The sequence below is a fragment of the Pelagerythrobacter rhizovicinus genome (assembly GCF_004135625.1).
Lineage (GTDB): Bacteria > Pseudomonadota > Alphaproteobacteria > Sphingomonadales > Sphingomonadaceae > Pelagerythrobacter > Pelagerythrobacter rhizovicinus.
Genome location: NZ_SDPV01000001.1, coordinates 15,751 through 40,244, shown reverse-complemented (window position 1 = coordinate 40,244; position 24,494 = coordinate 15,751). Strand labels below are relative to the sequence as shown.

24 protein-coding genes and 1 riboswitch are annotated in these 24,494 nt (G+C 69.0%); of the genes, 14 read left to right on the top strand and 10 right to left on the bottom strand.

The window, feature by feature from the left end:
• The first annotated feature begins 3 nt into the window (after positions 1–3).
• The 9 genes from ETX26_RS00210 (at position 4) to ETX26_RS00170 (ending at position 8,196) form a co-directional block, all read left to right on the top strand.
• A complete protein-coding gene (locus tag ETX26_RS00210) occupies positions 4–504 on the top strand; it encodes a flagella basal body P-ring formation protein FlgA (RefSeq protein ID WP_129522715.1) in 501 nt (166 codons plus the stop codon).
• 89 nt (positions 505–593) lie between these two features.
• Positions 594–884, top strand: coding sequence for a flagellar biosynthesis anti-sigma factor FlgM (locus tag ETX26_RS00205; protein WP_225425434.1), 291 nt, complete (start codon positions 594–596; stop codon positions 882–884).
• A complete protein-coding gene (locus tag ETX26_RS00200; protein WP_225425433.1) occupies positions 881–1,234 on the top strand; it encodes a hypothetical protein in 354 nt (117 codons plus the stop codon). The genes ETX26_RS00205 and ETX26_RS00200 overlap by 4 nt, the downstream gene beginning before the upstream one ends.
• Before the next feature lie 61 nt (positions 1,235–1,295).
• Positions 1,296–2,150, top strand: a complete 855-nt coding sequence (locus ETX26_RS00195) for a lysozyme family protein (RefSeq protein WP_225425432.1) — start codon at positions 1,296–1,298, stop codon at positions 2,148–2,150.
• A 26-nt stretch (positions 2,151–2,176) separates the two neighbouring features.
• The gene (locus ETX26_RS00190; RefSeq protein WP_129524068.1) at positions 2,177–4,252 is read left to right on the top strand and encodes a flagellar biosynthesis protein FlhA; all 2,076 of its coding nucleotides are present in this window, start codon (positions 2,177–2,179) and stop codon (positions 4,250–4,252) included.
• Entirely contained in the window at positions 4,249–4,968 is a 720-nt protein-coding gene (locus ETX26_RS00185) for a sigma-70 family RNA polymerase sigma factor (RefSeq protein ID WP_129522714.1), read from the top strand. Before ETX26_RS00190 ends, ETX26_RS00185 begins: the two co-directional genes overlap by 4 nt.
• Positions 4,969–5,003: 35 nt before the next feature.
• A riboswitch (cobalamin riboswitch) is annotated at positions 5,004–5,221 on the top strand.
• Positions 5,222–5,633: 412 nt separating this feature from the next.
• Positions 5,634–6,443, top strand: coding sequence for an ABC transporter substrate-binding protein (locus ETX26_RS00180; protein ID WP_225425431.1), 810 nt, complete (start codon positions 5,634–5,636; stop codon positions 6,441–6,443).
• Entirely contained in the window at positions 6,440–7,423 is a 984-nt protein-coding gene (locus tag ETX26_RS00175; RefSeq protein WP_129522712.1) for a FecCD family ABC transporter permease, read from the top strand. Before ETX26_RS00180 ends, ETX26_RS00175 begins: the two co-directional genes overlap by 4 nt.
• Positions 7,420–8,196, top strand: coding sequence for an ABC transporter ATP-binding protein (locus tag ETX26_RS00170; RefSeq protein WP_129522711.1), 777 nt, complete (start codon positions 7,420–7,422; stop codon positions 8,194–8,196). Before ETX26_RS00175 ends, ETX26_RS00170 begins: the two co-directional genes overlap by 4 nt.
• Positions 8,197–8,353: 157 nt before the next feature.
• Here the strand turns inward: ETX26_RS00170 and purD are convergent, their stop codons facing one another.
• On the bottom strand, positions 8,354–9,643 hold the full coding sequence (gene purD, locus ETX26_RS00165; RefSeq protein ID WP_129522710.1) for a phosphoribosylamine--glycine ligase: 1,290 nt from the start codon (positions 9,641–9,643) through the stop codon (positions 8,354–8,356).
• Here purD and xseA point away from each other — a divergent pair.
• Genes xseA through ETX26_RS00145 form a run of 4 tightly spaced genes read left to right on the top strand, consistent with a single transcriptional unit; the run spans position 9,642 to position 13,294 of the window.
• Positions 9,642–11,123, top strand: coding sequence for an exodeoxyribonuclease VII large subunit (gene xseA, locus ETX26_RS00160; protein ID WP_129522709.1), 1,482 nt, complete (start codon positions 9,642–9,644; stop codon positions 11,121–11,123). The two genes, purD and xseA, sit on opposite strands and share 2 nt — an antisense overlap.
• A 17-nt stretch (positions 11,124–11,140) precedes the next feature.
• The gene (locus tag ETX26_RS00155) at positions 11,141–11,347 is read left to right on the top strand and encodes a DUF2093 domain-containing protein (RefSeq protein WP_129522708.1); all 207 of its coding nucleotides are present in this window, start codon (positions 11,141–11,143) and stop codon (positions 11,345–11,347) included.
• On the top strand, positions 11,344–12,282 hold the full coding sequence (locus ETX26_RS00150) for a M23 family metallopeptidase (RefSeq protein WP_129522707.1): 939 nt from the start codon (positions 11,344–11,346) through the stop codon (positions 12,280–12,282). Before ETX26_RS00155 ends, ETX26_RS00150 begins: the two co-directional genes overlap by 4 nt.
• A 40-nt stretch (positions 12,283–12,322) precedes the next feature.
• A complete protein-coding gene (locus ETX26_RS00145; RefSeq protein WP_129522706.1) occupies positions 12,323–13,294 on the top strand; it encodes an esterase-like activity of phytase family protein in 972 nt (323 codons plus the stop codon).
• 88 nt (positions 13,295–13,382) lie between these two features.
• Here ETX26_RS00145 and rpmB read toward each other — a convergent pair whose 3' ends face one another.
• Positions 13,383–13,670, bottom strand: a complete 288-nt coding sequence (gene rpmB / locus ETX26_RS00140) for a 50S ribosomal protein L28 (RefSeq protein ID WP_119514216.1) — start codon at positions 13,668–13,670, stop codon at positions 13,383–13,385.
• A gap of 132 nt (positions 13,671–13,802) precedes the next feature.
• Between rpmB and ETX26_RS00135 the strand changes: the two genes are divergently transcribed.
• Positions 13,803–14,258: a nucleoside deaminase gene (locus ETX26_RS00135; protein ID WP_129522705.1), complete on the top strand. Its 456-nt coding sequence runs from the start codon at positions 13,803–13,805 to the stop codon at positions 14,256–14,258.
• A gap of 10 nt (positions 14,259–14,268) precedes the next feature.
• Here the strand turns inward: ETX26_RS00135 and ETX26_RS00130 are convergent, their stop codons facing one another.
• From ETX26_RS00130 to ETX26_RS00095, 8 genes are all read right to left on the bottom strand, one after another.
• Positions 14,269–14,970 (bottom strand): ribonuclease T2 family protein, encoded by a 702-nt coding sequence (locus ETX26_RS00130; protein ID WP_129522704.1) that lies wholly within the window; start codon positions 14,968–14,970, stop codon positions 14,269–14,271.
• Positions 14,967–15,827, bottom strand: a complete 861-nt coding sequence (nadC, locus tag ETX26_RS00125) for a carboxylating nicotinate-nucleotide diphosphorylase (RefSeq protein ID WP_129522703.1) — start codon at positions 15,825–15,827, stop codon at positions 14,967–14,969. The genes ETX26_RS00130 and nadC overlap by 4 nt, the downstream gene beginning before the upstream one ends.
• Positions 15,828–15,980: 153 nt before the next feature.
• Complete coding sequence (locus ETX26_RS00120; protein ID WP_225425430.1) at positions 15,981–19,208, bottom strand: TonB-dependent receptor domain-containing protein; 3,228 nt, start codon at positions 19,206–19,208, stop codon at positions 15,981–15,983.
• A 90-nt stretch (positions 19,209–19,298) separates the two neighbouring features.
• Entirely contained in the window at positions 19,299–20,324 is a 1,026-nt protein-coding gene (locus ETX26_RS00115) for a FecR family protein (RefSeq protein WP_129522702.1), read from the bottom strand.
• Complete coding sequence (locus ETX26_RS00110; protein WP_129522701.1) at positions 20,290–20,853, bottom strand: RNA polymerase sigma factor; 564 nt, start codon at positions 20,851–20,853, stop codon at positions 20,290–20,292. The genes ETX26_RS00115 and ETX26_RS00110 overlap by 35 nt, the downstream gene beginning before the upstream one ends.
• A gap of 112 nt (positions 20,854–20,965) precedes the next feature.
• The gene (locus ETX26_RS00105; protein ID WP_129522700.1) at positions 20,966–23,143 is read right to left on the bottom strand and encodes a S9 family peptidase; all 2,178 of its coding nucleotides are present in this window, start codon (positions 23,141–23,143) and stop codon (positions 20,966–20,968) included.
• An 85-nt stretch (positions 23,144–23,228) separates the two neighbouring features.
• On the bottom strand, positions 23,229–23,942 hold the full coding sequence (locus ETX26_RS00100) for an anti-sigma factor (protein WP_129522699.1): 714 nt from the start codon (positions 23,940–23,942) through the stop codon (positions 23,229–23,231).
• The gene (locus tag ETX26_RS00095) at positions 23,939–24,427 is read right to left on the bottom strand and encodes an RNA polymerase sigma factor (protein ID WP_129524066.1); all 489 of its coding nucleotides are present in this window, start codon (positions 24,425–24,427) and stop codon (positions 23,939–23,941) included. Before ETX26_RS00095 ends, ETX26_RS00100 begins: the two co-directional genes overlap by 4 nt.
• Positions 24,428–24,494: the final 67 nt, after the last annotated feature.

Below are 24,494 nucleotides of genomic sequence, written 5' to 3'. Positions count from 1 at the left end.
ATCATGCGACTGATCCCAGCAGCAATTCTCGCCGGCGCGCTCGGCACTGCGGTTCCGGCGCTTGCCGCCGGCTTCCACGATCTCGCCAGTATCGACCGCGAGGTCGCCCGCTTCACCGGCGCCCCGCAAGGCACCGAGGGCGGCGCGCGCCTGCCGGTCGACCGGCGGCTCAAGCTGACGCAGTGCCCGATGCCGCTCGCTCTCGAATGGTACGGCAGCGCCAACAGCACGGTGCTCGTGCGCTGCCCGGTGGCGGGCGGCTGGCGGCTGTTCGTGCCGGTCGCGGCCGGTCAGGCCGCGGCCAGGGCCGAGCCGGTGATCGCCCGGGGCGAAGCAGTTTCGATCGCCGTCCAGGGCAGCGGCTTCACCGTGTCCCGTCAGGGCGAGGCGCTCGAAGGCGGCGCGGTCGGCGAATGGATCCGCGTCCGCCCCGCGGGTGAGAAGCGCAACACGATCCGCGCACGGGTGATCCAGCCCGGCCGCGTCGGCGTCGAATTGCCGTAGGACTGCCCGAGCGGCAAATTCTCGCCGGCCGCCTTAAACTCTCCCATCCCCCGCCGTCCTGAGTTCCGGTACACGAACGGAGCGAACCGATGGACCGGATCGACATGCATGGGCCGAACGGCATCCTGCGCAGCCTGCGAGCGAAGGGCACTGCGCCCGTTTCGCACGCCGAGCATGCACGGCCCGCCGGCACCGATGCCGATCAGGCCGCCGGGGTCGCTCTCAACGGCGTCGGCCTCGCCGGCCCCGAAGCGCCCGTCGACCGCGAGCGCGTAACCGAACTCCGCCAGGCGATCGAGCAGGGCCGCTACCGGCTCGATCCGCGCAAGACCGCCGATGCGATGATCGCCGCGGGCTTCATGCCGAGGAACGAGCGATGACCGAGAACCAGCACCCGCGCCCCTCCCTTCGCGATGCACTCCGGCAAATGCTTGCCCTTCTCGAAAGCGAGCGGCAGGCGCTTGCCGCCCTCGACCTCGATTCCATACTCAACTGCTCCGACGGCAAGCTGGAGCTGTGCGAGGCGATCGAAAGCCAGGCGCAAGGCGCACTGGACGAGGAATGCCGCGGCCTGCTCGACGCCGTCGCGCGCCTCAACGAGATCAACCGCAAGATCCGCAATCTGATCGCCGCCAACGTCGACGCCCGCCTGGGCTCGCTCACCGGCCGCATCAATCTCTACGGCGCGGGCCGCCCCTCGGTGGCGCGGGAGATGCCCTACCACGCCTGACGCCGCTATTGGCACACCTCTTGCTTGAACCCCGGCGAGTACAACCAAGCCGGGGATTACCTTGTCAGGTATCACACCAGTCCAGCGTAGTGCAGCGCAGCCCGACAGCGTGCAGGCGTCGATTGCCCGCGCGTCGGCCGCGACCGGCGTCGATTTCGACTACCTGCTGGCGCAGGCAAAGATCGAATCGAATCTCGACAGCGACGCCCGGGCACGCACTTCGAGCGCATCGGGGCTCTACCAGTTCATCTCCTCGACCTGGCTCGAGACGCTCGACCGCCACGGCAAGACGCACGGGCTGGACTGGGCCGAGGCGGCCATCGTCCAGCAGGGTGGCCGGGCGACGGTCGGCGATGCCGGGATGCGCGCCCAGATCATGGCGCTGCGCTTCGATCCCGAAGTCTCCTCGCTGATGGCGGCCGAGCTCGCGCGCGACAATGCGGGCGAGCTGCGCGACTTCCTCGGCCGCGAGCCGGACCATGCCGAACTCTACCTCGCGCATTTCCTGGGGGCAGGCGGCGCCAAGGGCTTCCTGGGCGCGCTGCGGGACAATCCGCTGACATCCGCCGCCGCACTGTTTCCCAAACCGGCGGAAGCGAACCCGGCGATCTTCTACCAGGGCGGGCGCTCGCGCTCGGTCGGCGAAGTCATGGACCTGGTGCGCGGCAAAGTCGAGGACGCCAAGCAGGGCGGTGCGGTCGCGCCACCGGCGGCCGGCACTTATCTGCCGTCGACGCCATCGGCCGCTTTCACCCAGGCACGCAGCACGTTCGCCGCCGAGCCCGCCCGGCCCGCGCCGCGGCCCTCAATGGCGGAGACGCTGCAGACCACCTTCGGCGGCTCCGACGGGCTCGATAGCCGCGCGGCGCGGCACGTGGGCGAAGCCTACGGCAAGTTCCGGGCGTTCGGGCTGTGACCTGGCGTTCGTTCCTCACGCCCTCGATGGCTCTGCCGGTCGGCATCCTGACGATCATCGTGCTGATGGTCGTGCCGATCCCGCCGGCCATGCTCGACCTGTTCTTCGTGCTCAACATCGCGCTCTCGGTCGCGGTGCTGATGGCGGCGATGAATGCGGAAAAGCCGCTCGACTTCTCGTCGTTCCCCTCGGTCCTGCTGTTCGCGACGCTGCTGCGCCTCGCGCTCAACGTCGCCTCCACCCGCGTCGTGCTGATGAACGGGCACGAGGGCGAGGCCGCGGCCGGCAAGGTGATCGAGGCCTTCGGCGCCTTTCTGATCGGCGGCAGCTTCGCCGTGGGCCTGTTCGTTTTCATGATCCTGATGATCATCAACCTGGTGGTCGTGACCAAGGGTGCGGGCCGCGTGTCGGAAGTCTCCGCGCGCTTCACGCTTGACGCCCTCCCCGGCAAGCAGATGGCGATCGACGCCGACCTCGCCGCCGGGCTGATGACGGCCGACGAAGCCAAGGCCCGCCGCCGCGAGATCGCGACCGAGGCGGACTTCTATGGCTCGATGGACGGCGCCAGCAAGTTCGTGAAGGGCGACGCGATCGCGGCGCTGCTGATCCTGTTCGTCAATATCGTGGCGGGGTTCGTGCTCGGCATGGCCACGCACGGCCTGTCGGCGGGCGAGGCGGGCGAGCTCTACGTGACGCTGGCCGTCGGCGACGCGCTGGTCGCTTCGGTCCCGGCCCTGCTGCTCTCGATCGCCGCGGCGGTGATCGTGACCCGCGTCTCCGATAGCCGCGACCTCACCGGACAGATCGGCGGCCAGCTCGCCGAGCCCGGCATCTGGCTGCCGGTCGGCTGCATCCTCGCGGCCATGGGCATGATCCCGGCCATGCCGCAGTCGGTCTTCCTGCCGCTTGCCGCCGGCGCTTTCGCGCTGTGGCGCACGCTCAAGCGGCGCAAGGCCTTCGTGCCCGTCGAGGAAGCGGAACCCGCTCCCGACACGACGCGGATCGCGATCGAGGACATCTCCGAACAGGCGCTGGTGACGATCGAACTCGGCTTCGGGCTGGTCCATCTGGCCGACGACCGGCGCGGTGCGCCGCTCGTCTCGCGCCTCACCGGTCTGCGGCGCCAGCTCTGCCAGTCGTTCGGCTACATCGTGCCGCAATTCCGGATCAAGGACAGCTTCGACCTGGCGCCCGACCGCTACCGCGTGACACTGGGCGGTGCGCCGCTCGGCTCCGGCCAGCTTCGTCCCGATCGGATGCTCGCGATCGACACCGGCGAGGCGGGCCAGCTCGCCCAGCTTCCGGGCGAGGCGACCCGCGACCCGAGCTTCGGCTGCCCGGCCGTGTGGATCGATGCGGGCACGCGCGACCTGGCAGTGGCCGAAGGCTATCTCGTCGTCGATCCGGAAAGCGTGGTTGCGACCCATGTGAACCAGCTCCTCTCCGCCCGGCCGCAGGACCTGCTCGGCCCCGACCAGGTGCGCGAACTGCTCGACATGGTGCGCGAGCGAAACGCGCAGATGGTCGAGACGATCACGCCGCAGCCGCTCTCGCTCGCCGCGGTCACCCGGCTGCTGCGCGCGCTGCTCGCCGACGGAATTTCGCTCGCGCATCCGCTGCCGATCCTCGCCAGCCTGTCGCAGGCGGCGCAGCAGACGACCGACCACGACCGGCTGGTCGACATGCTCCGCGCCGATCTCGGCCCGATGCTGGTCGGCAGCCTGTGCGCGCCGGACGAGCGCCTGCCGGTCATCACTCTCGCCGCCGAGCTGGAGGAGATGGTCGTCGGCGGGCTGCAGGACCCGGCGAGCGGGAACGTCGTCATCGAACCCGATCTCGCCCGCTCGATCGGCGAGCGGATTGCCGCGATCGTCGCGGGCCGCCCGGCCGGCGCGGGCAAACCCGCGCTGATCGTCCAGCCGCGCGCCCGGCGCCCGCTGGCCGGCCTGCTGCGCCTGCGCGCACCGGGCTGTGCGGTCCTTTCGATCAACGAACTGCCCGTCGCCCAGCCGATCGAAGTGATCGCGGTCGTCGGCGGCGATGAGCAGGCGCAGGCCCCGCAGCCGGTGCCGGATATGGACAGGGAGCCCTTGGCCGCATGAGGTACGACCATTCCGAATTTGCCGTGGCGGAGGCCTATCGCGGCAATGTCGGCGACCGGGTCACCCGGTTCCTGCCGATGGTGCGCAAGCTCGCCTGGCACCTCTCGGGCAGCGGCGGTCCGACCGTCGACGTCGAGGACCTGATGCAGGCCGGCCTTGTCGCGCTGACCGAATGCGCGCAGAAGCACGATGCGCCGAGCGAGGACGGCTTCGCGGCCTATGCCAAGCTGCGCGTGCGCGGTGCGATGGTCGACCTGCTGCGCAGCGCCTCGCCCGATCCGCGCGGAGCGCGCGCGAAGCGGCGCATGATCGAGAGCGCCCGAGCGAAGCTCCATACCGCGCTGGGACGCGAACCTTCTCCCGCCGAACTTGCCGACGCGCTCGGGATGACGGTCGAGGACTTCCGCCGGCTGGAGAGCGATCTGGTCGAGACACGGCTGAACTCGCTCGACGAGTGCTATTCGGAAAGCGACACGGCCTTCGCCTCGCACGAACCCGATGCTGAACGGCAAGTCCTCCAGCAGGAGGACCGCGAGAATCTGATCGCCGCGCTCGGCTCGCTCGGCGAACGGCACCAGCTGGTGATCCAGCTCTACTTCGTCGAGGAGCTGAACCTGTCGGAGATCGCCGATGTGCTCGGCGTCAGCGTGCCGCGCGTCCACCAGCTCAAGGCCGCCGCCCTCGCGCAGATGCGCAAGGCGATGGCGGAGGACTGATCCGCTCCGGCATTGACAACCCGCGCCCCGCAGCCGCAAGTGCGTCGCCAGACGGTGCCGCACGCGCTTCACGCACGGGCGGCTAAGAGGGAAGCCGGTGCGATGCCGGCGCTGTGCCCGCAACTGTGAGCGGGGAGTCCCGGGCCATCACGTCACTGGAAAATCGTTCCGAAAACGGAATGATTTTTCCGGGAAGACGGCCCAGGGGCGCCGATCCGCAAGCCAGGAGACCTGCCGTCGCGTCGTTCGTCCGGGGAGCCGGGTCAGCTCTATCGGACGGGAAACGCGTTTTCCCGCAGAAGCGACAGCCGTCGGCCGGGCTACCGGCGCCGGGGTGAGGTGCCCCGGCGGGCCAAGACTGTCCAGGCGATGCGGGGTCCCGAGCCTCCCCGTGCCGCGATCGGGGTTCCGCCATGCGCCATGCAAGATGGTCGAAAAGCGCGCGAGGGCCAATCGGCATTCAGCCCTGGCCTGCAAATGGCGCCTCTCAGCGTCACCGGTCCTCGAAAGAGGGGACATCTCTCACACTCGTTTGTCGTTCCCGCGCACGCGGGAATCCATGGAGCAACGGCCGCACCCTGGATCCCCGCTTTCGCGGGGATGACACCGGGCATAAATGCCGATTGGTCCTGGGGCGAAAAAGCTGGTTTGTCTGTCTCGCGGCGTTGCTCCTCGCGGCCTGCGCTTCTCCGCAGGAGCGATCCGCCGCGCCCGGAGCCGAACCGCAGCGTATCGTCAGCCTCGATTACTGCGCCGACCAGTACGTGCTCCGCTTCGCCGAGCGCGATGCGATCCTCGCGCTCTCGCCCTATGCGGGGGAGCGCTTCTCCTACATGCGCGCCGAGGCCGAGGGACTGCCGACGGTGCGGCCGCGCACGGCCGACGTTCTCGCCCTCCAGCCCGATCTCGTCGTCCGCTCGTTCGGCGGAGGTGCCGACGTGGTGCCGTTCCTCGAGGAACTGGGCGTGCCCGTGATCCAGATCGGCTTTCCGCAGACCATCGCCGAAGTGCGCGAGGAAGTCATTCGCATCGGCAGCGCGCTCGGCGCCGGGGACGAGGCTCGGCAGGCGGCGGCCGATATGGACCGCCGCCTCGCCGCCCTGCCCGCCCCGCCCGAGAAGCGCCGCACCGCGCTTTACATGACGCCGGGAGGCATGACCTCGGGCGAGGGAACGCTGGTTCACGAGATCCTGCGCACCGCGGGCCTCGCGAATTTCCAGGACCGGCCCGGCTGGAATACGCTGCCGCTCGAACGGCTCGCCTACGAGCACCCCGACGTGGTCGCCGCGGCCTTCTACGAAGGCGTCGAGAGCCAGGCCGAAATCTGGAGCGCCGCACGCCATCCGGTTGCCCGGGCGCAGCTCGAGAACCGCCCCGTGGTGCCGCTCGAAGGCGCCTGGACGAGCTGCGGCGGCTGGTTCCTGATCGACGCGATCGAGGCCCTGTCGCAAGCCGCTCAGGGAGAAAGGCCATGACCGCCCGCACCAACGCTCTCCTCGCGCTCGCGCTGGCCGGTGCGATTCTGCTCGCCCTGCTGCTCGGCTCGGTGCCGCTGTCGCCCATGCGGGTGCTGAGCGCGCTGGGCCTGCAAGGGCATCCGGGGGACACGCTGGTCGTCTGGCAGATCCGCCTGCCCCGCGCGCTCGCCGCCGCCGTGGTCGGCGCGGCGCTGGGGATGAGCGGAGCGGCGCTGCAGGGCCTGCTGCGCAATCCGCTCGCCGAGCCCGGCATTCTCGGCGTCTCCGCCACCGCGGCGCTGTTCGCGACCTTCGTGCTGTTCTTCGGCCTCGCCGGCGCCGGGCCGCTGGTTCTGCCTCTCGCGGCGATCGCGGGCGCGCTGGCGGCGACGCTGGTGGTTGCCATTGCGGCACTGCGAACCCGCTCGGCGGTGACGCTGATCCTGGTCGGCATCGGCCTGTCGAGCTTCTCCGCCGCGCTGATGGCGCTGCTGATGAACCTCGCGCCCAACCCCTTTACGCTGGCCGACATGATCAACTGGACGCTGGGCACGGTCGCCAATCGCAGCTTCGCCGATCTCGCCTATGCCGCGCCGTTCCTCGCGATCGGCGCCGCGATCCTGCTCGCCACCCGCCGGGGCCTCGCGGCGCTCGCGCTGGGGGAGGAGGCGGCCGAGGGGGTCGGACTCGACCTCCGGCGGCAGCGGCTCGCGGTGATCCTCGGCGCGGGGCTCGCGACCGGCGCGGCGGTTTCGCTCGCCGGCGCGATCGGCTTCGTCGGGATCGTCGCGCCGCACCTCGTCCGGCCCTTCGTCGGCTACGACCCGGCGCGCCTGCTGGTGCCCTCGGCCCTGCTCGGCGGCCTGGTGCTGGTCCTCGCCGATATCGGCGTGCGGCTCCTGCCGACCGACAGCGAACTGCGACTCGGCGTCGTCGCGGCGCTGATCGGGGCGCCGATCTTCGTCTGGATCGCCGCCCGCGGGAGGCTCGTGCGATGAGCGTGCTCGAAACCCGCGGGCTCACCTACAGCGCCGAGGGACGGCCGCTGGTCGAGGACGCGAGCTTCCGGCTCGAACCGGGCGAGCTGACCATGCTGATCGGCCCCAACGGCTCGGGCAAGTCGACCCTGTTGCGGCTCGCGCTCGGCCTACTCGCACCCGACGCCGGCGAGGTGCTGATCGACGGCGCCGGCGTCCGCGGTCTTTCGCCGATGGCCCGCGCGCGCAAGGCGGCCTACCTGCCGCAGACCCGCCCGCTCGCCTGGCCCATGCCGGTGCGCGACGTGATCGCGCTCGGCCGCTTCGCCTATGGCGCGGCGCCCGGCCAGCTCTCGGCGGAAGATGCGGCGGCGGTCGCGCGCGCGATCGCGGCCTGCCGCCTCGCCGGGTTCGAGAGCCGCGCCGCCGACACGCTCTCGGGCGGCGAACTGGCGCGGGTTCACCTCGCGCGCGCACTCGCGGCGGAAACCCCGCTGCTGGTCGCGGACGAACCCGTCGCCGCGCTCGACCCGCGCTACCAGCACGAGGTCGCGCAGCTCTTCGCCGCCGCCGCGCACGAGGGGCGCGCGGTGCTCACCGTCGTCCACGACCTCACGCTCGCCGCGCGTTACGCCGACCGGCTGATCTGGATGAAGGACGGCCGCATCGTCGCCGACGGCAGCGTTGCCGAAACGATGGCGGCCGAGCGGCTCGCCGAAGTGTTCGGGATCGACGCCGAAGTCATGCCGAGCGGATCGGGGGTGTCGCTGACCGTCGCCGGCCCCGCCCGTTAGAGCGGCGCGCGAAACGTATGGATTAGTCCATATCCCGTTCGTGCTGAGCTTGTCGAAGCACCGCCTTTTTCCCCTCGGCGCCGGAAGTGAAATGCGGCCCTTCGACAAGCTCAGGGCGAACGGTTCAGATTTTTGCGCACGATACTGTGACCCGACGCTACTTGCCCGCCTCCCGCTCGACCTCGCGCCAGCCGATGTCGCGGCGGCAGAACCCGCTTGGGAAGTCGATCGCCTCGACCGCACGATAGGCCGCAGCCTGCGCCGCGGTGACGTCCGCGCCGCACGCCGTCACGTTGAGCACGCGCCCGCCGCTGGCGACGAGCGTGTCCCCTTCCAGCCGCGTGCCGGCGTGGAAGACCTTGGCGCCTTCCGCTTCCGCCTGGCCGAGATCGATCGCGCCGCCCTTTTCGGGCGCGCCGGGATAGCCGCTCGCGGCCATGACGACCGTCAGCGCCGCCATCTCCGAGCGCTTGACCGGCGGCTGCGTGGCGAGGCTGCTGGTGGCGCAGGCGAGCATGAGTTCGCCGAGATCGCTTTCCAGCCGCATCATCAGGACCTGGCATTCGGGGTCGCCGAAGCGGCAGTTGTATTCGATCAGCTTGGGCCCGTCCTCCGTCAGCATGAGCCCGGCGTAGAGCACGCCCGAATAGGGCATGCCCTCGTCCGCCATGGTCTTCACCGTCGGAGCGATGATGCGCTTGAGCACTTCGCCGTGCATCGCCGGGGTCAGGACCTTGGCCGGGCTGTAGGCACCCATGCCGCCCGTGTTGGAGCCGGTGTCCCCATCGCCGACGCGCTTGTGATCCTGCGCGGTGCCGAACGGCAGGATCGTCGCGCCGTCGGTGAGGGCGAAGAAGCTCGCTTCCTCCCCTTCCATGAATTCCTCGATCACCACTTCGGCGCCGGCCTCCCCGAACTGGCCGCCGAACATGTCGGCCAGCGCCGTTTCGGCTTCCGCGCGGCCTTCCGCGATCACCACGCCCTTGCCCGCGGCGAGCCCGTCGGCCTTGAGCACGTAAGGCGCCTCGAACCGGCCAAGCGCGGCCTTCGCTTCTTCGAGCGAGGTCGTGCGGATGTAGCCGGCGGTCGGAATCCCCGCGCGCTCGCACAGGTCCTTGGTGAAGCCCTTGCTCCCCTCGAGCTGGGCGGCGGCTTTCGAAGGGCCGAACACCGCGACTCCCTCGCCCCGCAGCGAATCGGCCAGCCCGTCGACCAGCGGCGCCTCCGGCCCGATCACGACCAGGCCGATGCGTTTGTCCTCGCAGAAGGCGATCACCGCCGCGTGGTCGGCGGCATCGAGCGCGACGCATTCGGCATGATCGGCGATCCCGGGGTTGCCCGGCGCGGCGTAGAACTTATCCTCGGGTCGCGCGAGCAGGCGGGATTGCGCCAGCTTCCACGCCAGCGCATGTTCGCGCCCGCCCGAGCCCAGCAGAAGGATGTTCATGGCCGCTCCAGATTTCGACGATGGTGGCAGTAACGGCGGGCTCGTAGCGCGCTCGGCCAAGGGGGACAACGCCGCGCCGCTCTCGATCACGGAAATATCCCAGTTGCTCAAGCGAACGGTCGAGGACCGGTTCGGCTTCGTGCGGCTGCGCGGCGAGCTTTCCGGCGTGAAGCGCGCCGCCTCGGGCCACGTCTATTGCTGCCTCAAGGACGAAGGCGCGGTGATCGACGGAGTCATGTGGCGCACGACGGCGCAGCGGCTCACTTTCGTGCCGGAAGACGGGCTCGAAGTCGTCGCAAGCGGCAAGCTGACGACCTATCCTGGCCGCTCGAAGTACCAGATCGTCATCGACAGCCTGGAGATCGCCGGCGAAGGCGCGCTGCTCGCGCTGCTGGAGAAGACGCGCCAACGCCTCGCGGCAGAAGGTCTCTTCGCGGCCGAGCGCAAGCGTACGCTGCCGTTCCTGCCGCGCACGATCGGCGTGGTCACCAGCCCGACCGGCGCGGTGATCCGCGACATCCTCCACCGCCTGGCGGACCGCTTTCCGAGCCACGTCGTCGTCTGGCCGGTGCTGGTGCAGGGTCAGGGCTCGGCCGAGCAGGTCGCCGCCGCGGTGCGCGGGTTCGGCGCCTTGGCGCCGGGCGGCGCGGTGCCGCGCCCGGATCTCCTGATCGTCGCGCGCGGAGGCGGATCGATCGAGGACTTGTGGAGTTTCAACGAGGAGGTCGTGGTCCGCGCGATCGCCGAAAGCCCGATCCCGGTGATCTCCGCCGTCGGGCACGAGACCGACACGACCCTCGCCGATCACGCCGCCGACCGGCGCGCGCCTACGCCTACGGCGGCGGCCGAGATGGCCGTGCCGGTGCGGGGCGAGCTCGCGGCGACCGTCGCCGACTTCACCGCGCGCAAGCGCCGCGCGATCCTTCGCCCGGTGGCGATCGGGCGCGAACGGCTGGAGGCGCGAGCCCAGCGCCTGCCAAGGCCAGAGGCGCTGCTCCAGCCGCAAGCGCAGAAGCTCGACGAACTCGCCGAACGCCTGCGCCGCGGGCTCAAGGACCGTGCCGCGCAGGCGCGCGAGCGGCTGCAGGCCGACGCGGCGCGGCTCTCGCCCGCCAGCCTTCGCCACAGGATCGACCGCGCGCGCGATCGGCTGGAGTCGAGCCGGCTCACCCCCCTGCTCGCCACAGCCCGCCTCCAGCGCGAGCGCGAGCGGTTTGCCGCCCTCGAACGCCTGCACGCATCGCTCAACCCGAAGGCGCCGCTCACGCGGGGATTCGTGCTGGTGAAGAGCGCGGACGGCGAGCTCGTGCGCTCGCGTGAAATCGCCGCCCGCGCGGATTTGCTCGAGATCGAGTTCGCCGATGGCCTTCTCCCCGTCATCCCGAGCGGTTCAGCGCAGGGCAAACCCGCACCGCGCAAAGTGCCCAAACGTCCCGCCGGTGCGCCGCCGCGGCAGGACGATTTGTTCGATCTCGAATGACTTGCTAGGGCGATGGCATGTTGATGAATTCCGGCAGCAACGGCGAGGCGAAACTCGCTTACGGCCCCAACGGCTTTCGCGTGATGCGCCCCGGGCAGCACGTATTCTGCGCAGTGACGGGCGAGGCCATTCCGCTCGAGGAGCTGCGCTACTGGAGCGTCGACCGGCAGGAGCCCTATGCCAGCGCCGAGATCGCCACGCGCCGCCTGATCCAGGGCGAATGAGCCGCGCGGCCTTTACCATTCGCGCGCTGACCGGCGCGGGTGCCGCCGCCGCGCTTGCCAGCTGCATCCCGTCGGCGCAGGTTCCGGACGCCGTGGTTCAGCCGATCCCGGCCCCGGTGCCGAGCCCGGCGCCGAGCCCCATGCCCAGCCCCACACCCACACCGCTGCCCGGCCCGACGACGTTCCTCTTCCAGGGCGAGACCACGCAGGGCGGCTGGATCCGCGGGCAGGCCCCGGCGGGAACCGTCTCGGCGCGTCTCGGCGATCAGGAGCTTGCGCTCGATGAAGAGGGCCGCTTCTTCGCCGCCTTCGACCGCGATGCCGGACCGACGACCAAGCTCGTCGCCACTCTCTCCAACGGGCACATTATCGAGAGCCCGATCGCCGTCAGCCCGCGAGACTGGAACATCGAGCACGTGAACGTCGCGCGCAGGTCCGGCGGGCCGAGCGAGGCGTTCATGAAGATCCGGCGGCCGGAACTCGAGCAGATCTACGCCGCGCGCGAGATCGAATCCGACATCGACGGCTGGCGGCAGGATTTCATCTGGCCGGTCACCGGGCGTATTTCCGGCCGCTTCGGCTCGCAGCGCGTCTATCGCGGCGAACCGGGCGCCTATCACTCGGGGCTCGACATCGCGACCGGCGAGAGCGGCACGCCGTTCGTCGCCCCGGCCGATGGGGTGGTCGTGCTCGCGACCGATCAGCCCTTCAGCCTCGAGGGCAACCTGCTGATCATCGACCACGGGCAGGGGCTCAACAGCGCCTTTCTCCACCTGTCGAGGATCGCCGTGAAGGAGGGCGACGTCGTGCGGCGGGGGCAGTACATCGGCAATATCGGCGCCAGCGGCCGCGCGACCGGACCGCACCTGCACTGGAGCCTCAAGTGGCGCGAGGCGCGGCTCGATCCGCTGCTGTTCCTCGGCCCCATGCCGTGACCGCTTGACCGGCTGGCGAGGAACGGCGACCCGCGCGGCCATGCGGCGCCCCACACCAATCCGGCTCCTCGCGATCCTGACGATCGTGGTGTTCGCTGCACCGGGCACATGGCTGCGTACGCCGCCGGTGCAGGACTTGCGGCCCATCCTCGACATCGCGCCCATCGAGGTCGATCAATTGCGCATTGGTGAATTCGCGATCGAGGGGGTGTGGGAACTGCGCAGTCCGAACAGCCACTTCGGCGGCTATTCCGCCCTGCTCGCGCTCCCGGACGGGCGCCTGCTCGCCGCCAGCGACCGCGGACGCTTCCTGCGCTTCGCTCCGCCCGGCGCTACCCCGCACGCGCCCGAATTCGGCGCGATCGGAGGAGATGCGACCGAGAACAAGCACGCAGTCGATGCAGAGGCGCTGGCTGGCGACGCCGAGAGCAACCGCATCTGGGTCGCCTACGAAGGGCGCAATTCGATCGTCCGCTTCGACCCGGAACTGGTCGAGGGCGAATCGGTCTCCCCGCCCGCGATGGAAGGCTGGTCGAGCAACAGCGGCCCCGAAGCGCTGGCGCGGCTACCCGATGGCCGCTTCCTCGTGCTGCAGGAAGGGCGGCCCGACCTGTCGGAGCAGCGCCACGAGGCGCTGCTGTTCCCCGGCGATCCCGTGGAAGGTGCCGCGCCGCTCGAGTTCCGCTATGCGCCGCCGGCGGGTTACCGCCCAGTCGATGCCGCGTCCCTGCCAGACGGCCGGGTACTGATCCTCCACCGCGCCGTCACGCTCGGGCTGCCCTACGCCTTCGCGACGCGCATTGCGGTGGCCGATCCCGCTACGATCCGCGCCGGCGAGGTCTGGCGCGGGCGCGAGATCGGGGCAATCGCTGCGCCGCTGCCGGCCGACAACTTCGAAGGGATCGCCGCCGTCCCTCGCCCCGATGGATCGATGACCGTGTGGCTCATCAGCGACGACAACACCGCAGTGCTCCAGCGCACGCTCCTCTACCGGCTGCGCTGGAGGCCTTGACGCCGGACACAGCGAAAGGGCGCGCGAATCGCTTCGCACGCCCTTTTTGAAATCCCGCTCGCGATGGCGCCCGCAGGCGCCGCGTGGATCAGGCGGCGGTCTGCGCCTTCTTGAGCTCGCGCTTCACCTTGAGCGCGCGCGCGCTGAGCTTCTCGTCGCCGGTCTTGAGCAGCCAGTTGTCGAGGCCGCCGTTGTGCTCCACCGAGCGCAGGCCGTGGGTCGAGACGCGGAACTTGAAGCTGCGATCCAGCTTCTCGCTCATCAGCGTGACGTGCTGCAGGTTCGGCAGGAAGACACGCTTGGTCTTGTTGTTGGCGTGGCTCACGTTGTGGCCGACCTGGCGGCCCTTGCCGGTCAGTTCGCAGATGCGCGACATGGAAAATCTCTCGTTCGTGATCTGATGGGACTGTAGGCCATGCCTGTCCCGGAAAGCGGCGCGCTTAGCGGGGCTCATGCGAATCGTCAAGCGCGTTGCACCCTGCGCGGGGTGCGGCTAGCCCCGGGCGCCATGAGCCGCTGGCCGATCCCTGCCCCTATGCAACGCGCGCTGGCGCTGGCGCAGGAGGCCGCCAATGCCGGCGAAGTGCCGATCGGCGCGGTCGTCGTGCGCGGCGGCACGATCGTCGGCGAGGGTCGCAACGCCCCGCGCGCGGCGCACGACCCGACCGCCCATGCCGAGATTGCCGCGATCCGCTCCGCTGCCGCCGCGGTCGGCGACGAGCGCCTGACAGGCTGCGAACTGTGGGTCACGCTGGAGCCCTGCGCCATGTGCGCCGGCGCGATCGTCCACGCCCGCATCGCACGCCTCTACTACGCCGCACCCGATCCCAAGGGAGGCGCGGTCGAACACGGCGCGCGCGTGTTCGACCACCCGCAGAGCCTGCATCGGCCGGAAGTCTACTCGGGCATGGGCGAGGCCGAAGCGGCGGAGCTGCTGCGCGCCTTCTTCCGCGAACGGCGGTAGCCGCCCCGCTCTACAGTCCCCGCCAGACCTTCACCGACGCCCCATCCTTGGCGCCGTACCGCCGGGCATCGCACTTCGCGGGCCGGAAGTCCTTGCCGTAACAGAGCCGCAGCTCCTCCAGCCAGCCCCGCCCATCGAGATGCACCCCCACCGCATCCGCCGGCCAGCCGCGGTTGGCGAGCAGGAACCGCTCGCGGATCGTGCCCGCGGTCAGCCCCTCCTGCCGCGAAAGCCGGTCCATGTCGGGAAAGCGCAGGCTCTCCCACAGGATGCGCGTGACCTTGAAGTAGGTCTCGGGCCTCGCGACCATGCAACTGCCGTGCTTGGCCCACTGCCGCGCCGCGAGCGATGCGGAGGGCATCATGCACAGGTTCCGCCGCACCTCCGCCGGAGAGACGCTCCGCGCCGTCGGGCACCACTGCGGCCAGGTGCCGCGCCCCTCGGGCCACAACCCGTGGACCACGAACCCGAAGCGGCCATTGCGACCCGAACACTGCATCCGCTGCGCCGCCCGCCCCTCGCGCCCCTTGCAGAACTCCGGCGACCACGACAGCGCCAGCGTGTACCCCCGCACCGGCACCTGCCGCGCCGGCCCCTCCCGCGCGACCTCGGGCACCGAGACGCTGCGCGGCACCTGACACTGGTAGGCCTGACCGTGCGCAGCGCTGCCTGCGCCGAGCGCACTGAGCGCAAGGAGTGCTGCAAGCCTCACAGCGGCGTGAAGTCGAGCCCGATATCCGCCGCGGGCGCGCTCTGGGTGAGGCGCCCGACGGAGACGTAGTCCACCCCGGTTGCGGCCTTGGCGGCGATGGTGGTCAGGTCGATGCCGCCGCTCGCCTCGGTCGGGACGCGGCCGGCGACGATTGCGACCGCCTCGCGCAGAGTCGCAGGGTCCATGTTGTCGAGCAGCAGATGGTGCGCGCCGGCCTCCAGCGCGGGTTCGATCTGGTCGAGCCGGTCGACCTCGCAGATGATCGTCGCGACCTCGGCCTCGCGCGCGCGGCGCACGGCCTCGGCCACGCCGCCGGCGACGAGGACGTGGTTGTCCTTGATCATCGCCGCATCCCACAGCCCCAGGCGGTGGTTCTGCGCCCCGCCCATGCGGGTGGCGTACTTCTCCAGATGGCGCAGGCCGGGGATCGTCTTGCGCGTGTCGAGCAGGACGCAATCCGCATCGCCCATCGCATCGACATAGGCGCGCGTCATCGTCGCGATGCCCGAGAGGTGCTGCACGGTGTTGAGCGCGCTGCGCTCCGCCGTGAGCATCGCCCGCGCCTTGCCGGAGAGGCGCATGAGGTCGGTCCCGCCCGGCACCCGCGCGCCCTCCTCCGCCAGCACCTCGACCTCCATCTCCGGATCGAGCGCGTGGAAGAAAGCCGCAGCGATCGGCAAGCCCGCGACCACGATCGCATCGCGCGTGTCCATCACCCCGGAAAAGCGCGCCCCGGCCGGGATCACGCTCTCGCTGGTAACGTCCCGCCCCCCGCCCGGCAGCCCCTCGCCCAGATCCTCCGCCAGCGTGTCGCGCACGAAGCGGGCCAAGTCGAAGCCTTCGATCTGGAACGTCATGCCTTCTCCGTCGTAACTCGCCGCTGGTTACGAACGGCGGCGATGGAAGGCCAGAACATTCCGCACTTGGCCGGCATGCAGAAAAGAGGCCGACGCCTGCCTCCGGAAAGGCGAGACGCCGGCCCAGTGATCCCTCGGGGAGAGGGAGATGTACTAGAACCCCTTGGTCACGCTGAAGCCGATGATGCGCGGATCGAGGGTGAAGACGTTGGTGGTCAGTCCCGTATCATCGCTGTTCAGGAAGAAGTCGGTGATCGGCGCATCGTTGAACACGTTCTTCACGTAGAGCTGCAGCGCAAAGTCATCCTCTGGTTGCACCAGAGTGATGGCGGCATTGACGTTGTCCCATGCCTTGAGTCGGTCGATCTCGGTATTATAGACGCGCGCGAAGCTTTCCGACTGGCGGTAATAGTCTCCGCGCAGAGTCAGCTGCCAATCGCCGGCATCGATCGGAACGGTGTATTGCGCGCCGATATTGAAGGTCAGATGCGGGGCATTGGGAAGCTCATTGCCCGACAGATCAGCATAGAACCCGCGACCTCCGTTAGGAGCGTCGGTCAAGGGATCGTAGGTGAAGCCGAAGAGCGCATGAAACGGAAGGCCCTCTCGCTCCGGGTCAAAACTGCCGTATCGGATTGATCCGGCGCACAGGGACCCCAAGGCAAAATTGGCAAGTCCGCCGTCCGGAGGCGTCGCCAGGAAGCTGTTCATTATAATCTCCACCTTGTCCCGCGGCGCGATGCAGTTCGACGGGACGGCCGGCGAAGGCCGGATGAGGACCCAGTCCTCGTTGCCCTGGGTGCGGTTCATCACGTCGATCGACTGCTCGCCATCTCCGATCCGGGTCTGAAGGAAACCGAGTGTGGCATCGACCCGGAACCGCTCCGTGGGGCTCCACGCTGCCTCCAGTTCCGCGCCCCAGGTGGTGGCGTCGAAGTTCTCGTTGAGCGATATCCGGTCGACGATCTGCGATACCTGATAGTCCTTGTAGAGGTTCAGGAACGCCGTCGCGTTGAGCGAGAGGCGTCCGCCAGCGAAGCTGTTCTTCGTGCCGACCTCGAAGGCTGTGACATACTCGGGATCGAAGTCCGCGGGGAGCGGCTCATACTGGATGACCGCTGGGTCAACATCGATGCGGGGCGGATTGCTCCCGCCAGCCTTGTATCCACGCGACACCGAGGCGTAGACGAGCGTATCGTCGCTGAATGACGTCACAGGTTGCCAGTCCACCACGAAGCGCCCGGTGAAGGCGTCGGATTTCAGCACGGTGGGCGCAAATTCGCGGAATCCTCGGCTGATGTAGCCGCCGGTGGTATTCCCTGTTTCTTGACCGAAGTCCTGCGCACCGAGCAGCAGCTGAGTCGGGATCGGCGTGGTAGTCTTGGTGTCTTTCGTATAGCGGCCGCCGATTGTGACCTTGAGATCCTCGGTTACGTCCCAGTAGAATTCGCCGAACGCACCCCAGGATTCGATTTCGACGACATTCTTGCTGCGAAAATAGTTATGCCCCTCTCCATTGATCTGATTGATCGGGTTGGGATCAACATAGACGCACTCAGTCGCCACAATTTCTGGCCGGGAGCAATCTATAGTGACGTTGCCCCTGCGATTTAGAAACACCTCCGAAATGTAGGTAAATATATTGCTAAGCACATAATAATCATCCTGCGTATCGAAGTTAAGATAGTTTGCGCCAACGTTGAAGTTGATCGGTCCGTCCATATCGGACGTCAGCCGTACTTCCTGGAACCACTGCTCATTCTCGGACTGACTTATGTCAACCGACAGCCATCGGTCTGAGGGGCCAAGCTGAGGGTCGGTATAGATACCACCGGGCGTCAGACCACCATTCGGAAGTGGGTTGCCGCTACCATCGACTAAAGCCGCGCTGTCCGGAAATAGCGGCACGGACACAAAGCGGTTGTAGTCTTGGGACGAATAGTAGCTGTCCTTTGCAAAGGTCGTTTGGGAATGAAACGCGACGGCGCCCAAATCCAACTCGAAATTCAGCTGAAAAATGTCATTCTTAGCGCGAAAGACGGGATCATAGCTTGTTTCGATCTCACGCAGATTGCGTGACTGCACGACACCCCCGTAAGGGAATCGGTCAAAGGGAAGGCCCTGCACCGGCTGACCGGTCACGGGGTCGATCCCAGCCTGCTGGATGGCAGCGGCGAAGATTTGCGATGAGCCCAGCAGATTTGGCGCGCCGAACGCTGCATCATCGTACAGACTGCCGGGCAAGCAACCTTGGCTCAGTTTTGCTTGCATGTAAGCATATGGCACGGTGGTGTCACCGATCTCAGTGGGCCCAGGGTCGCGCGTACAAAGCTGCTTACCCGTCCGCGATCGGTTGTCGTCCTCCTCGAATTGCTGCCAGAGGAAGCTCGCGCTGAAGTTGTCGCTCGGCTCCCAGCCCACAGACAGGCGCGTCGACCACAGGTCGCGCCCATTCACCCGCTTGTTGGTATAGGTGTTGAAGTCGTAGCCGTCGCGCTTGGTCATCATGGCCGCGCCACGCACCGCCAAAGTGTTGCCGAGCGGCACATTGATATGACCGCTGAGGCGGCGGGTGTCGTAACTGCCGGACTCGGCTTTCACCTGTCCGCTGAACTCCGAATATTCCGGCATCGCGGGGATCATGTTGACGACACCTGCGGTCGCGTTGCGGCCGTAGAGCGTGCCCTGCGGTCCGCGCAGCACCTCGATCCGCTCCATGCCGAAGAATTCGGATTCGAACAGCCGGTTGCGAATGAGCGGAATGTTATTGAAGCTGACCGCCACCGCCGGATCCGATGCGGCCGAAATCGCCTTGGTCCCGACCCCGCGGATCGAGAAGTTGTACATGCTGAAATTGCTCTTGGAGAAATTCACGTTCGGCACCGCGCGCAGCAGTTCCGACCCGCCCTCGATCTTCTGCGCATCCAGATCCTCGCTCGACAGCGCCGTGACCGCGATCGGCACGTCCTGGATCGATTCCTCGCGCTTTTGCGCGGTGACGATGATCACGTCCGGGTGGTAGGGCTCCGCTGCGGGGCCGACGCTCGCCGATGGGCTCGGCGTTTGTGCCGGAGCGGGCGCCAGCGCATAGGTCCGCTCGTCGCTCGAGACGATCCGCAGGCCGGCGTCGGCGGCGATGCGGCGGATCGCCTGATCGACCGTCATCGAACCTTTCAGCGCGCGGATCGACTTGCCCCGGACCGCAGCCGCGCTGACGAGGATCTGCACTTCGGCCTGGGTCGCCACGGCCGGTATGCCGGTTGCCGCCGCCTGTGCCGGTACGTCGAAGGTTCTCGTCTGCGCAGCAGCCGGGGTGGCCATGGCCACCGCGCAGACAGCCGCCGAAGCCGCAAGAGCGCCGCGAAGATCGCGATACCGCATGTAATCCCTCCCATGTCATCGCCCGTTGTTCGGGTCCCATGACTACGATGCATCACGTAGGCTTTTCCGTTTCCGCCGTGGCCCTTTCCTTCACTTTCGCGATAGCACGATCCGGTCGGGTCCGGCCTCGACCCGCGCATTGAGCAGCGCCGCCGCCGCGCGGGCGAAGGCATCGGGTTCGTTGGTGCGGAAGCGGCCGATCATCTTCTCCTGCCCCAGCACCGGATCGGCGATCTCGAGCTGGACCGCGTTATAGCGGTTGAACGCGGCCGCGGCCTCCGCCACCGTGTCGCCTTCGAAGACGAGCTCTCCCGTACGCCACGAGAGCGCACGGTCGATCTCGTCACCGGCGGCCACGATACGCGGCGTGCCGGTGGTCTCGCCAAGGGAGGTCCGCATCCCGGCCGAGACGCGGCGGACCGCCGCTTCCTGCCCTTCGCGCCAGACCTCCACCACACCTTCGGTGACCTGAACGTCGACCCCGCCGTCCGTGCGATGCACGGCAAAGGCGGTGCCCACGGCCTTGACCCGGACATCGCCCGCCTCGACCACGAACGGCCGCGTGCGATCCTTGGCGACCTGGAACCAGGCCTCGCCGCGCGCCAGCTCGATCTCGCGCAGTTCGGGCGTCAGCGTGACCTCCAGCGCCGACTGCGTGTTAACCGCCGCGAGTGAGCCGTCCTCCAGCGGGACGCGCCGGATCTCGCCCAGTGCGGTCTCGATCCGCTGCGAAGGCGGCTGGAGGATTCCGGGGAGAACCAGACCGGCTGCGAGGCTCGCCGCAATGGCGGCACCGGCGCCCCAGAGGACCCGGCGGCGCGGCAGCCCCCGGCCATGATCGGCGGCGGGCGGAGTGATCTCGTCCTCGCCCGAGCCCTGCGGCGCATCGGGCACGGTCTCTTCCGACGGAGCCTGGCCCGCACCCAGCACGCTCGCGCGGTCGAGCATGCGCCAGGCGGCCTGCGCGCGAAAATAAGCGCCGCGGCGGCGTTCGTCGCCGGCGAGCCAGGCCTCCAGCTCGGCACGCACGGCCGCATCGCCGCCCTCGCGGTCGATACGGGCGACCCACTCGGCCGCGCAATCAGAGATCGCCTGTGCTGTCTCGCGCTCGCTCATCTCGTCCCATTTCCGTCAGTGCCTGCTCGGCGCTTCGCTCCCCCTCCGCGATCGCTTGCAGAATCAGTTTGAGGCCCTTGCCGACGTCGTTCTCCACCACGTGCTCGGTCACCCCCAGCCGGCGGGCCACCTCGCGCTGCGGCAGGCCTTCGATCTTGCGCAGCTCGAATATTCTCCGGCATCGCTCGGGCAGTCCTTCGATCAGCCGCCGCACGCGCTCGAGCTCGCGGCGACCGCCCGCCACCCGTTCGGGCGACGGTTCATCCAGAACGATGTTCAGGTTGTCGATTTCCGTAACCGAATCGATCCGCACCACGCGCGCCCGCCTGAGCTGCATGAGGACGACGTTGCGCACGGTGGTGAAGAAATAGGCGCGGCCGCTGCGGATGTGGCCGATGTCGTCCAGCCGCGCGATCTGGCAATAGGCTTCCTGCACGACATCCTCGACGTCGGCAGGATCGAGCGTGCGGCGGAGCCACGCGCGCACATCGGCCTCGTGGGGAAGGATCTCGCTCCCCACCCAGGCCATGATCCTTTCGCGGCTCTGTCTGCTCACGGCACGCTTCTACGCCCCCCATTCCAGGCACGATGCGCGGCGAACGGAGTTCCGTACGGGCGGGCGAAAAATTTCCGCCCGTGCCTCAGTCCGCCGCCGTGGCGGGCCGCTCCCAGCCCTCGCGGTAGCGCGCGAACCAGGCGAGGATGGCCGAAGCCTTGGCGGCCGATTGCGAGGGGCGCGCGGCGATGCCTCCGTGGCTGGCGCCGGGCACCTTGACCAGCGCCGTCGGCACGCCGCGCAGGCGCAGCGCGGTGTAGTACTGCTCGGATTCGCTGACCGGCGTGCGGTAGTCCTCGCTGCCGACCACGACCAGCGTCGGCGTCTCGACATTGCCGACCAGCGACAGCGGCGAGAGGCGCCAGTAGGTCTCGGGATCCTCCCACGGCTGCGCGCCGAGCCAGTAGCGGCCGAAGAACGCCGGACCGTCGGCGGTGAGCGCCTGTGTGGTCCAGTTGATCACCGGCTTCTGCGTCGCCGCCGCCTTGAAGCGGTGGGTCTTGCCGACGATCCAGCTCGTCAGCACGCCGCCGCCCGAGCCGCCGGTGACGAACAATGCCTCGGGATCGGCAATGCCGAGCGCGATGGCCCGGTCGACGATGCTCATCAGGTCGAAGTAGTCGTTACCGGGATAGGCCTTGTCGATCTCGTTGGCGAAGGCCTCGCCGTAGCTCGTCGAACCGCGCGGATTGGCCGAGAGCACGGCGTAGCCGGCGGCGGCATAGAGCTGGTTGTCGGTCGAGAAATGCGGGCCGTAGGCGGCGAAAGGCCCGCCATGGATTTCCAGGATCAGCGGCACGCGCTGCCCTTCGACATAGCCGGGCGGCAGGGTCAGCCAGCCGTCGATCTCAAGTCCATCGTGGCTCGACGCGGCGGTGATCCTGCGCACTTGGCCGAGCGCCTTCACTTCGCGCAGCGACCGGTTGAGGTCGGTCAGCATGCGCGCCTCGCCCCCGCGGGCGATCTGCACTTCCGCCGGGCGCGTCGGGGTTCCGCCGGTGAAGGCGATGCTGTCGTCCGCCGCGACCGAGAAGCTGCCGCCGGTGTACGGACGGTCGAGCCCGCCGCCCGACAGTCCCTCGGCCACGTCACGGACCGAACCGTCGAGACCGACGCGCGCAACCCTGGTCTCGCCCCTCTCGTCGTACTGGACGTAGATGCCGCGGCCGTCGGCATCCCAGGCGATGCGGTCGGCGCTGAAGTCCCGATCGGCAGTCAGGTTGCGGCGACCCGATCCGTCGCGGTTCATGACGTAGAGGTTGCTGTTCTCGTAGGCGCGCAAAGCATCGTCGAAGCCGAGGTAGGCAATCAGCTTCCCGTCGGGCGAGGCGAGCGGATTGCCGTCGGGCCCGTCGCGCTCGGTCAGGCGGGTAAGGCCGCCGGTCGCCACGTCGAGCGCGTAGACCTCGCCCTCCAGCGGGTCGGTCTGCCAGTCGGCGTTGCGATTGGCGCCGAAGTAGAGCGTGCTGCCGTCCGGCGACCAGCTCAGCGGCCCGCCGTCATGATAGCGGCCGAACGTGAGCTGGCGTGGCGCACCGCCGGCGGCAGGGATGACGAAGATCTTCTCGAAGCCCGGCTCGATATAGCCCTGCCCGTCGGCGCGGTAAGTGAGCAGATCGTGGACCTCGAGCGGTTCCGCCCATTCGGCGCCTTCGGGCTTGTCCGCAGGCGCAGCGCCGAGCTTCGGCCCCTCCTGCTTGACCAGCATTGTGTAGGCGATCGAGCGGCCGTCGGGCGACCAGGTCAGGTTCGAGGGGCTCGTCGGTAGGCCGGTAAGGCGCACGGCCTCCCCGCCCTCCATCCAGCGCACCCAGAGCTGCGGGCTGCCGCCTTCGGTCGAGGCATAGGCGAGGCGGTCGCCCTCGGGCGACCAGCGGGGCGAGAAGGCGTCCCCACCGCGCCCGGCGATCGGCACCTGCTCCCCGGTGCGGGTGTCGATCAGCCAGATCGTGCTCACCGCCCGGTCGGACATGATGTCGTTCGAGCGGCGGACATAGGCGATGTGGCGCCCGTCGGGGCTGATCTGCGGATCGGCGGCGATGGCGAGGTCGAACAGGTCCGCGCCGGTGAAGCGCCGCTCGGGCCCGCTGCGGTCCGTGCCGACGGCGGAACCGGGCATGGCCGTGTCGGGGCGCTGCTCCGCCGAGCTCCCCGGAGCGGAGGCTTCTTGTGGCGCCTGCTGATCCTGATCCTGATCCTGCGCCAGCCCGGCTTGCGCCTGAAGCATCAGAAGGCTCGCGCCCAGAACCGCCAGTTTCCGCATCGTAGAAGTCCCTCGTCCAATCCCTGAACGTCGGACCCTAGCGGCACCGAAGCGGATTGTCAGCGCACCAACAGCACCAGCGCCTTCACCGTGCCGAGGCTCCACGCCAGTCGTTCGCTTGCGCTGCCGCTTCCGCCTCGGCGTCAAGGGCGGGGCCTTGCGCCATCTCCTGCGCGCGGGCGAGGAGAGCCGCGTCGCTCGCTCCCGCCATGCGATAGTCGGTCGAGGCGCCGGCGCTGCCCTCGCCGAGAGCTTCGAGACGCCACCCCTGCCGGTCGCGGCAGGCGATCCCGCCGCCGCCTTCGCCGCTGAAGACCCGGCAGAACTCGCCGCCCTGCGCACGGAAACTCAGCAGCACGCGCGTATCCGCTCCGGGCGCCTGTTCGGCCACCAGGCGGCTGTCGAGGACCCCGGCGAGCTGCGGGTCGGCGTAGGCCGCATCGTTCCCGCCGCTTCCCGGCAGGAGCAGCACCAGCGCGAGCGAGGCGGCGAGCGCCGGACCCACGATCCAGCCCCAGCGCGGGATTCCGCGCCGCGCCTCGCGCCGTTCCTTCGCCTCGGCGAAATCGACCACCTCGGCCTCCTGCGGCCGGGCCAGCAGGGCTGCAAGGCGATCCGGCACCGGCGCCGCGGCGACCGGCGCGTAATGATCCGCCAGCCGCGCCCGGAGCGCGCGGTGCGCCTCGACCTCGCCCGCCAGCGCGGGATCGGCGGCGACGGCGGCGGCGACCTGCGCCGCACGCTCGCCGGTCAGCTCGCCATCCGCGAAAGCCGCGAGTTCCTCTCTGGTCACGGTCATTGCGCTTCCCCCAGCATCGCCATCAACGCGTCGCGCCCGCGCACCAGGCGCGAGTTGAGCGTGCCGACCGGGCAGCCGACGATCTCCGCCGCTTCCTTGTAGGCATAGCCCTCGACCATCACCAGCAGCACCGCCTCGCGCTGATCGGGCGGGAGCTTCTGCATCGCGCGGTCGACATAGGACAGCTCGGCCGCGGCTTCCTGCGCGCCCTCTCCGCCCTGGGTCGCACCGGCCTCCTCCGCCACGAAGGTCTGCCTGCGGCGACTCTCCGCGCGGCCCTCGTCGATCCAGATGTTGCGCATGATCCTGTACGTCCAACTGTCGAGCCGCGTGCCCTCCTGCCACCGGGACCGGTTGGCGAGCGCGCGCTCGAGCGCCATCTGGCAGAGATCGTCGCCGTCCGCAGGATTGCCGGCCAGCCCGGCCGCGAAACGGCGCAGCCGGGGCAGCAGATCCAGCAAGTCCTGTTCGAACGTCGTGCTCAGCGTCTCTGCCTTCCACGGATTAAACGGATGATCTCGCACGTTTCATCCATGCTTAATCGCGTTTAGG

What these genes read in the sequence shown, in the direction of transcription:
- ETX26_RS00155 (WP_129522708.1), top strand. Translation starts at nt 11,141, where the DNA reads ATGTTGATGAATTCCGGCAGCAACGGCGAGGCGAAACTCGCTTACGGC.
- purD (WP_129522710.1), bottom strand. Translation starts at nt 9,643, where the DNA reads ATGAACATCCTTCTGCTGGGCTCGGGCGGGCGCGAACATGCGCTGGCG.
- ETX26_RS00100 (WP_129522699.1), bottom strand. Translation starts at nt 23,942, where the DNA reads ATGACCGTGACCAGAGAGGAACTCGCGGCTTTCGCGGATGGCGAGCTG.
- ETX26_RS00110 (WP_129522701.1), bottom strand. Translation starts at nt 20,853, where the DNA reads ATGGCCTGGGTGGGGAGCGAGATCCTTCCCCACGAGGCCGATGTGCGC.
- ETX26_RS00120 (WP_225425430.1), bottom strand. Translation starts at nt 19,208, where the DNA reads ATGCGGTATCGCGATCTTCGCGGCGCTCTTGCGGCTTCGGCGGCTGTC.
- ETX26_RS00205 (WP_225425434.1), top strand. Translation starts at nt 594, where the DNA reads ATGGACCGGATCGACATGCATGGGCCGAACGGCATCCTGCGCAGCCTG.
- nadC (WP_129522703.1), bottom strand. Translation starts at nt 15,827, where the DNA reads ATGACGTTCCAGATCGAAGGCTTCGACTTGGCCCGCTTCGTGCGCGAC.
- ETX26_RS00170 (WP_129522711.1), top strand. Translation starts at nt 7,420, where the DNA reads ATGAGCGTGCTCGAAACCCGCGGGCTCACCTACAGCGCCGAGGGACGG.
- rpmB (WP_119514216.1), bottom strand. Translation starts at nt 13,670, where the DNA reads ATGTCGCGCATCTGCGAACTGACCGGCAAGGGCCGCCAGGTCGGCCAC.
- ETX26_RS00175 (WP_129522712.1), top strand. Translation starts at nt 6,440, where the DNA reads ATGACCGCCCGCACCAACGCTCTCCTCGCGCTCGCGCTGGCCGGTGCG.
- ETX26_RS00150 (WP_129522707.1), top strand. Translation starts at nt 11,344, where the DNA reads ATGAGCCGCGCGGCCTTTACCATTCGCGCGCTGACCGGCGCGGGTGCC.
- ETX26_RS00105 (WP_129522700.1), bottom strand. Translation starts at nt 23,143, where the DNA reads ATGCGGAAACTGGCGGTTCTGGGCGCGAGCCTTCTGATGCTTCAGGCG.
- xseA (WP_129522709.1), top strand. Translation starts at nt 9,642, where the DNA reads ATGGCCGCTCCAGATTTCGACGATGGTGGCAGTAACGGCGGGCTCGTA.
- ETX26_RS00185 (WP_129522714.1), top strand. Translation starts at nt 4,249, where the DNA reads ATGAGGTACGACCATTCCGAATTTGCCGTGGCGGAGGCCTATCGCGGC.
- ETX26_RS00115 (WP_129522702.1), bottom strand. Translation starts at nt 20,324, where the DNA reads ATGAGCGAGCGCGAGACAGCACAGGCGATCTCTGATTGCGCGGCCGAG.
- ETX26_RS00135 (WP_129522705.1), top strand. Translation starts at nt 13,803, where the DNA reads ATGAGCCGCTGGCCGATCCCTGCCCCTATGCAACGCGCGCTGGCGCTG.
- ETX26_RS00145 (WP_129522706.1), top strand. Translation starts at nt 12,323, where the DNA reads ATGCGGCGCCCCACACCAATCCGGCTCCTCGCGATCCTGACGATCGTG.
- ETX26_RS00200 (WP_225425433.1), top strand. Translation starts at nt 881, where the DNA reads ATGACCGAGAACCAGCACCCGCGCCCCTCCCTTCGCGATGCACTCCGG.
- ETX26_RS00210 (WP_129522715.1), top strand. Translation starts at nt 4, where the DNA reads ATGCGACTGATCCCAGCAGCAATTCTCGCCGGCGCGCTCGGCACTGCG.
- ETX26_RS00190 (WP_129524068.1), top strand. Translation starts at nt 2,177, where the DNA reads ATGGCTCTGCCGGTCGGCATCCTGACGATCATCGTGCTGATGGTCGTG.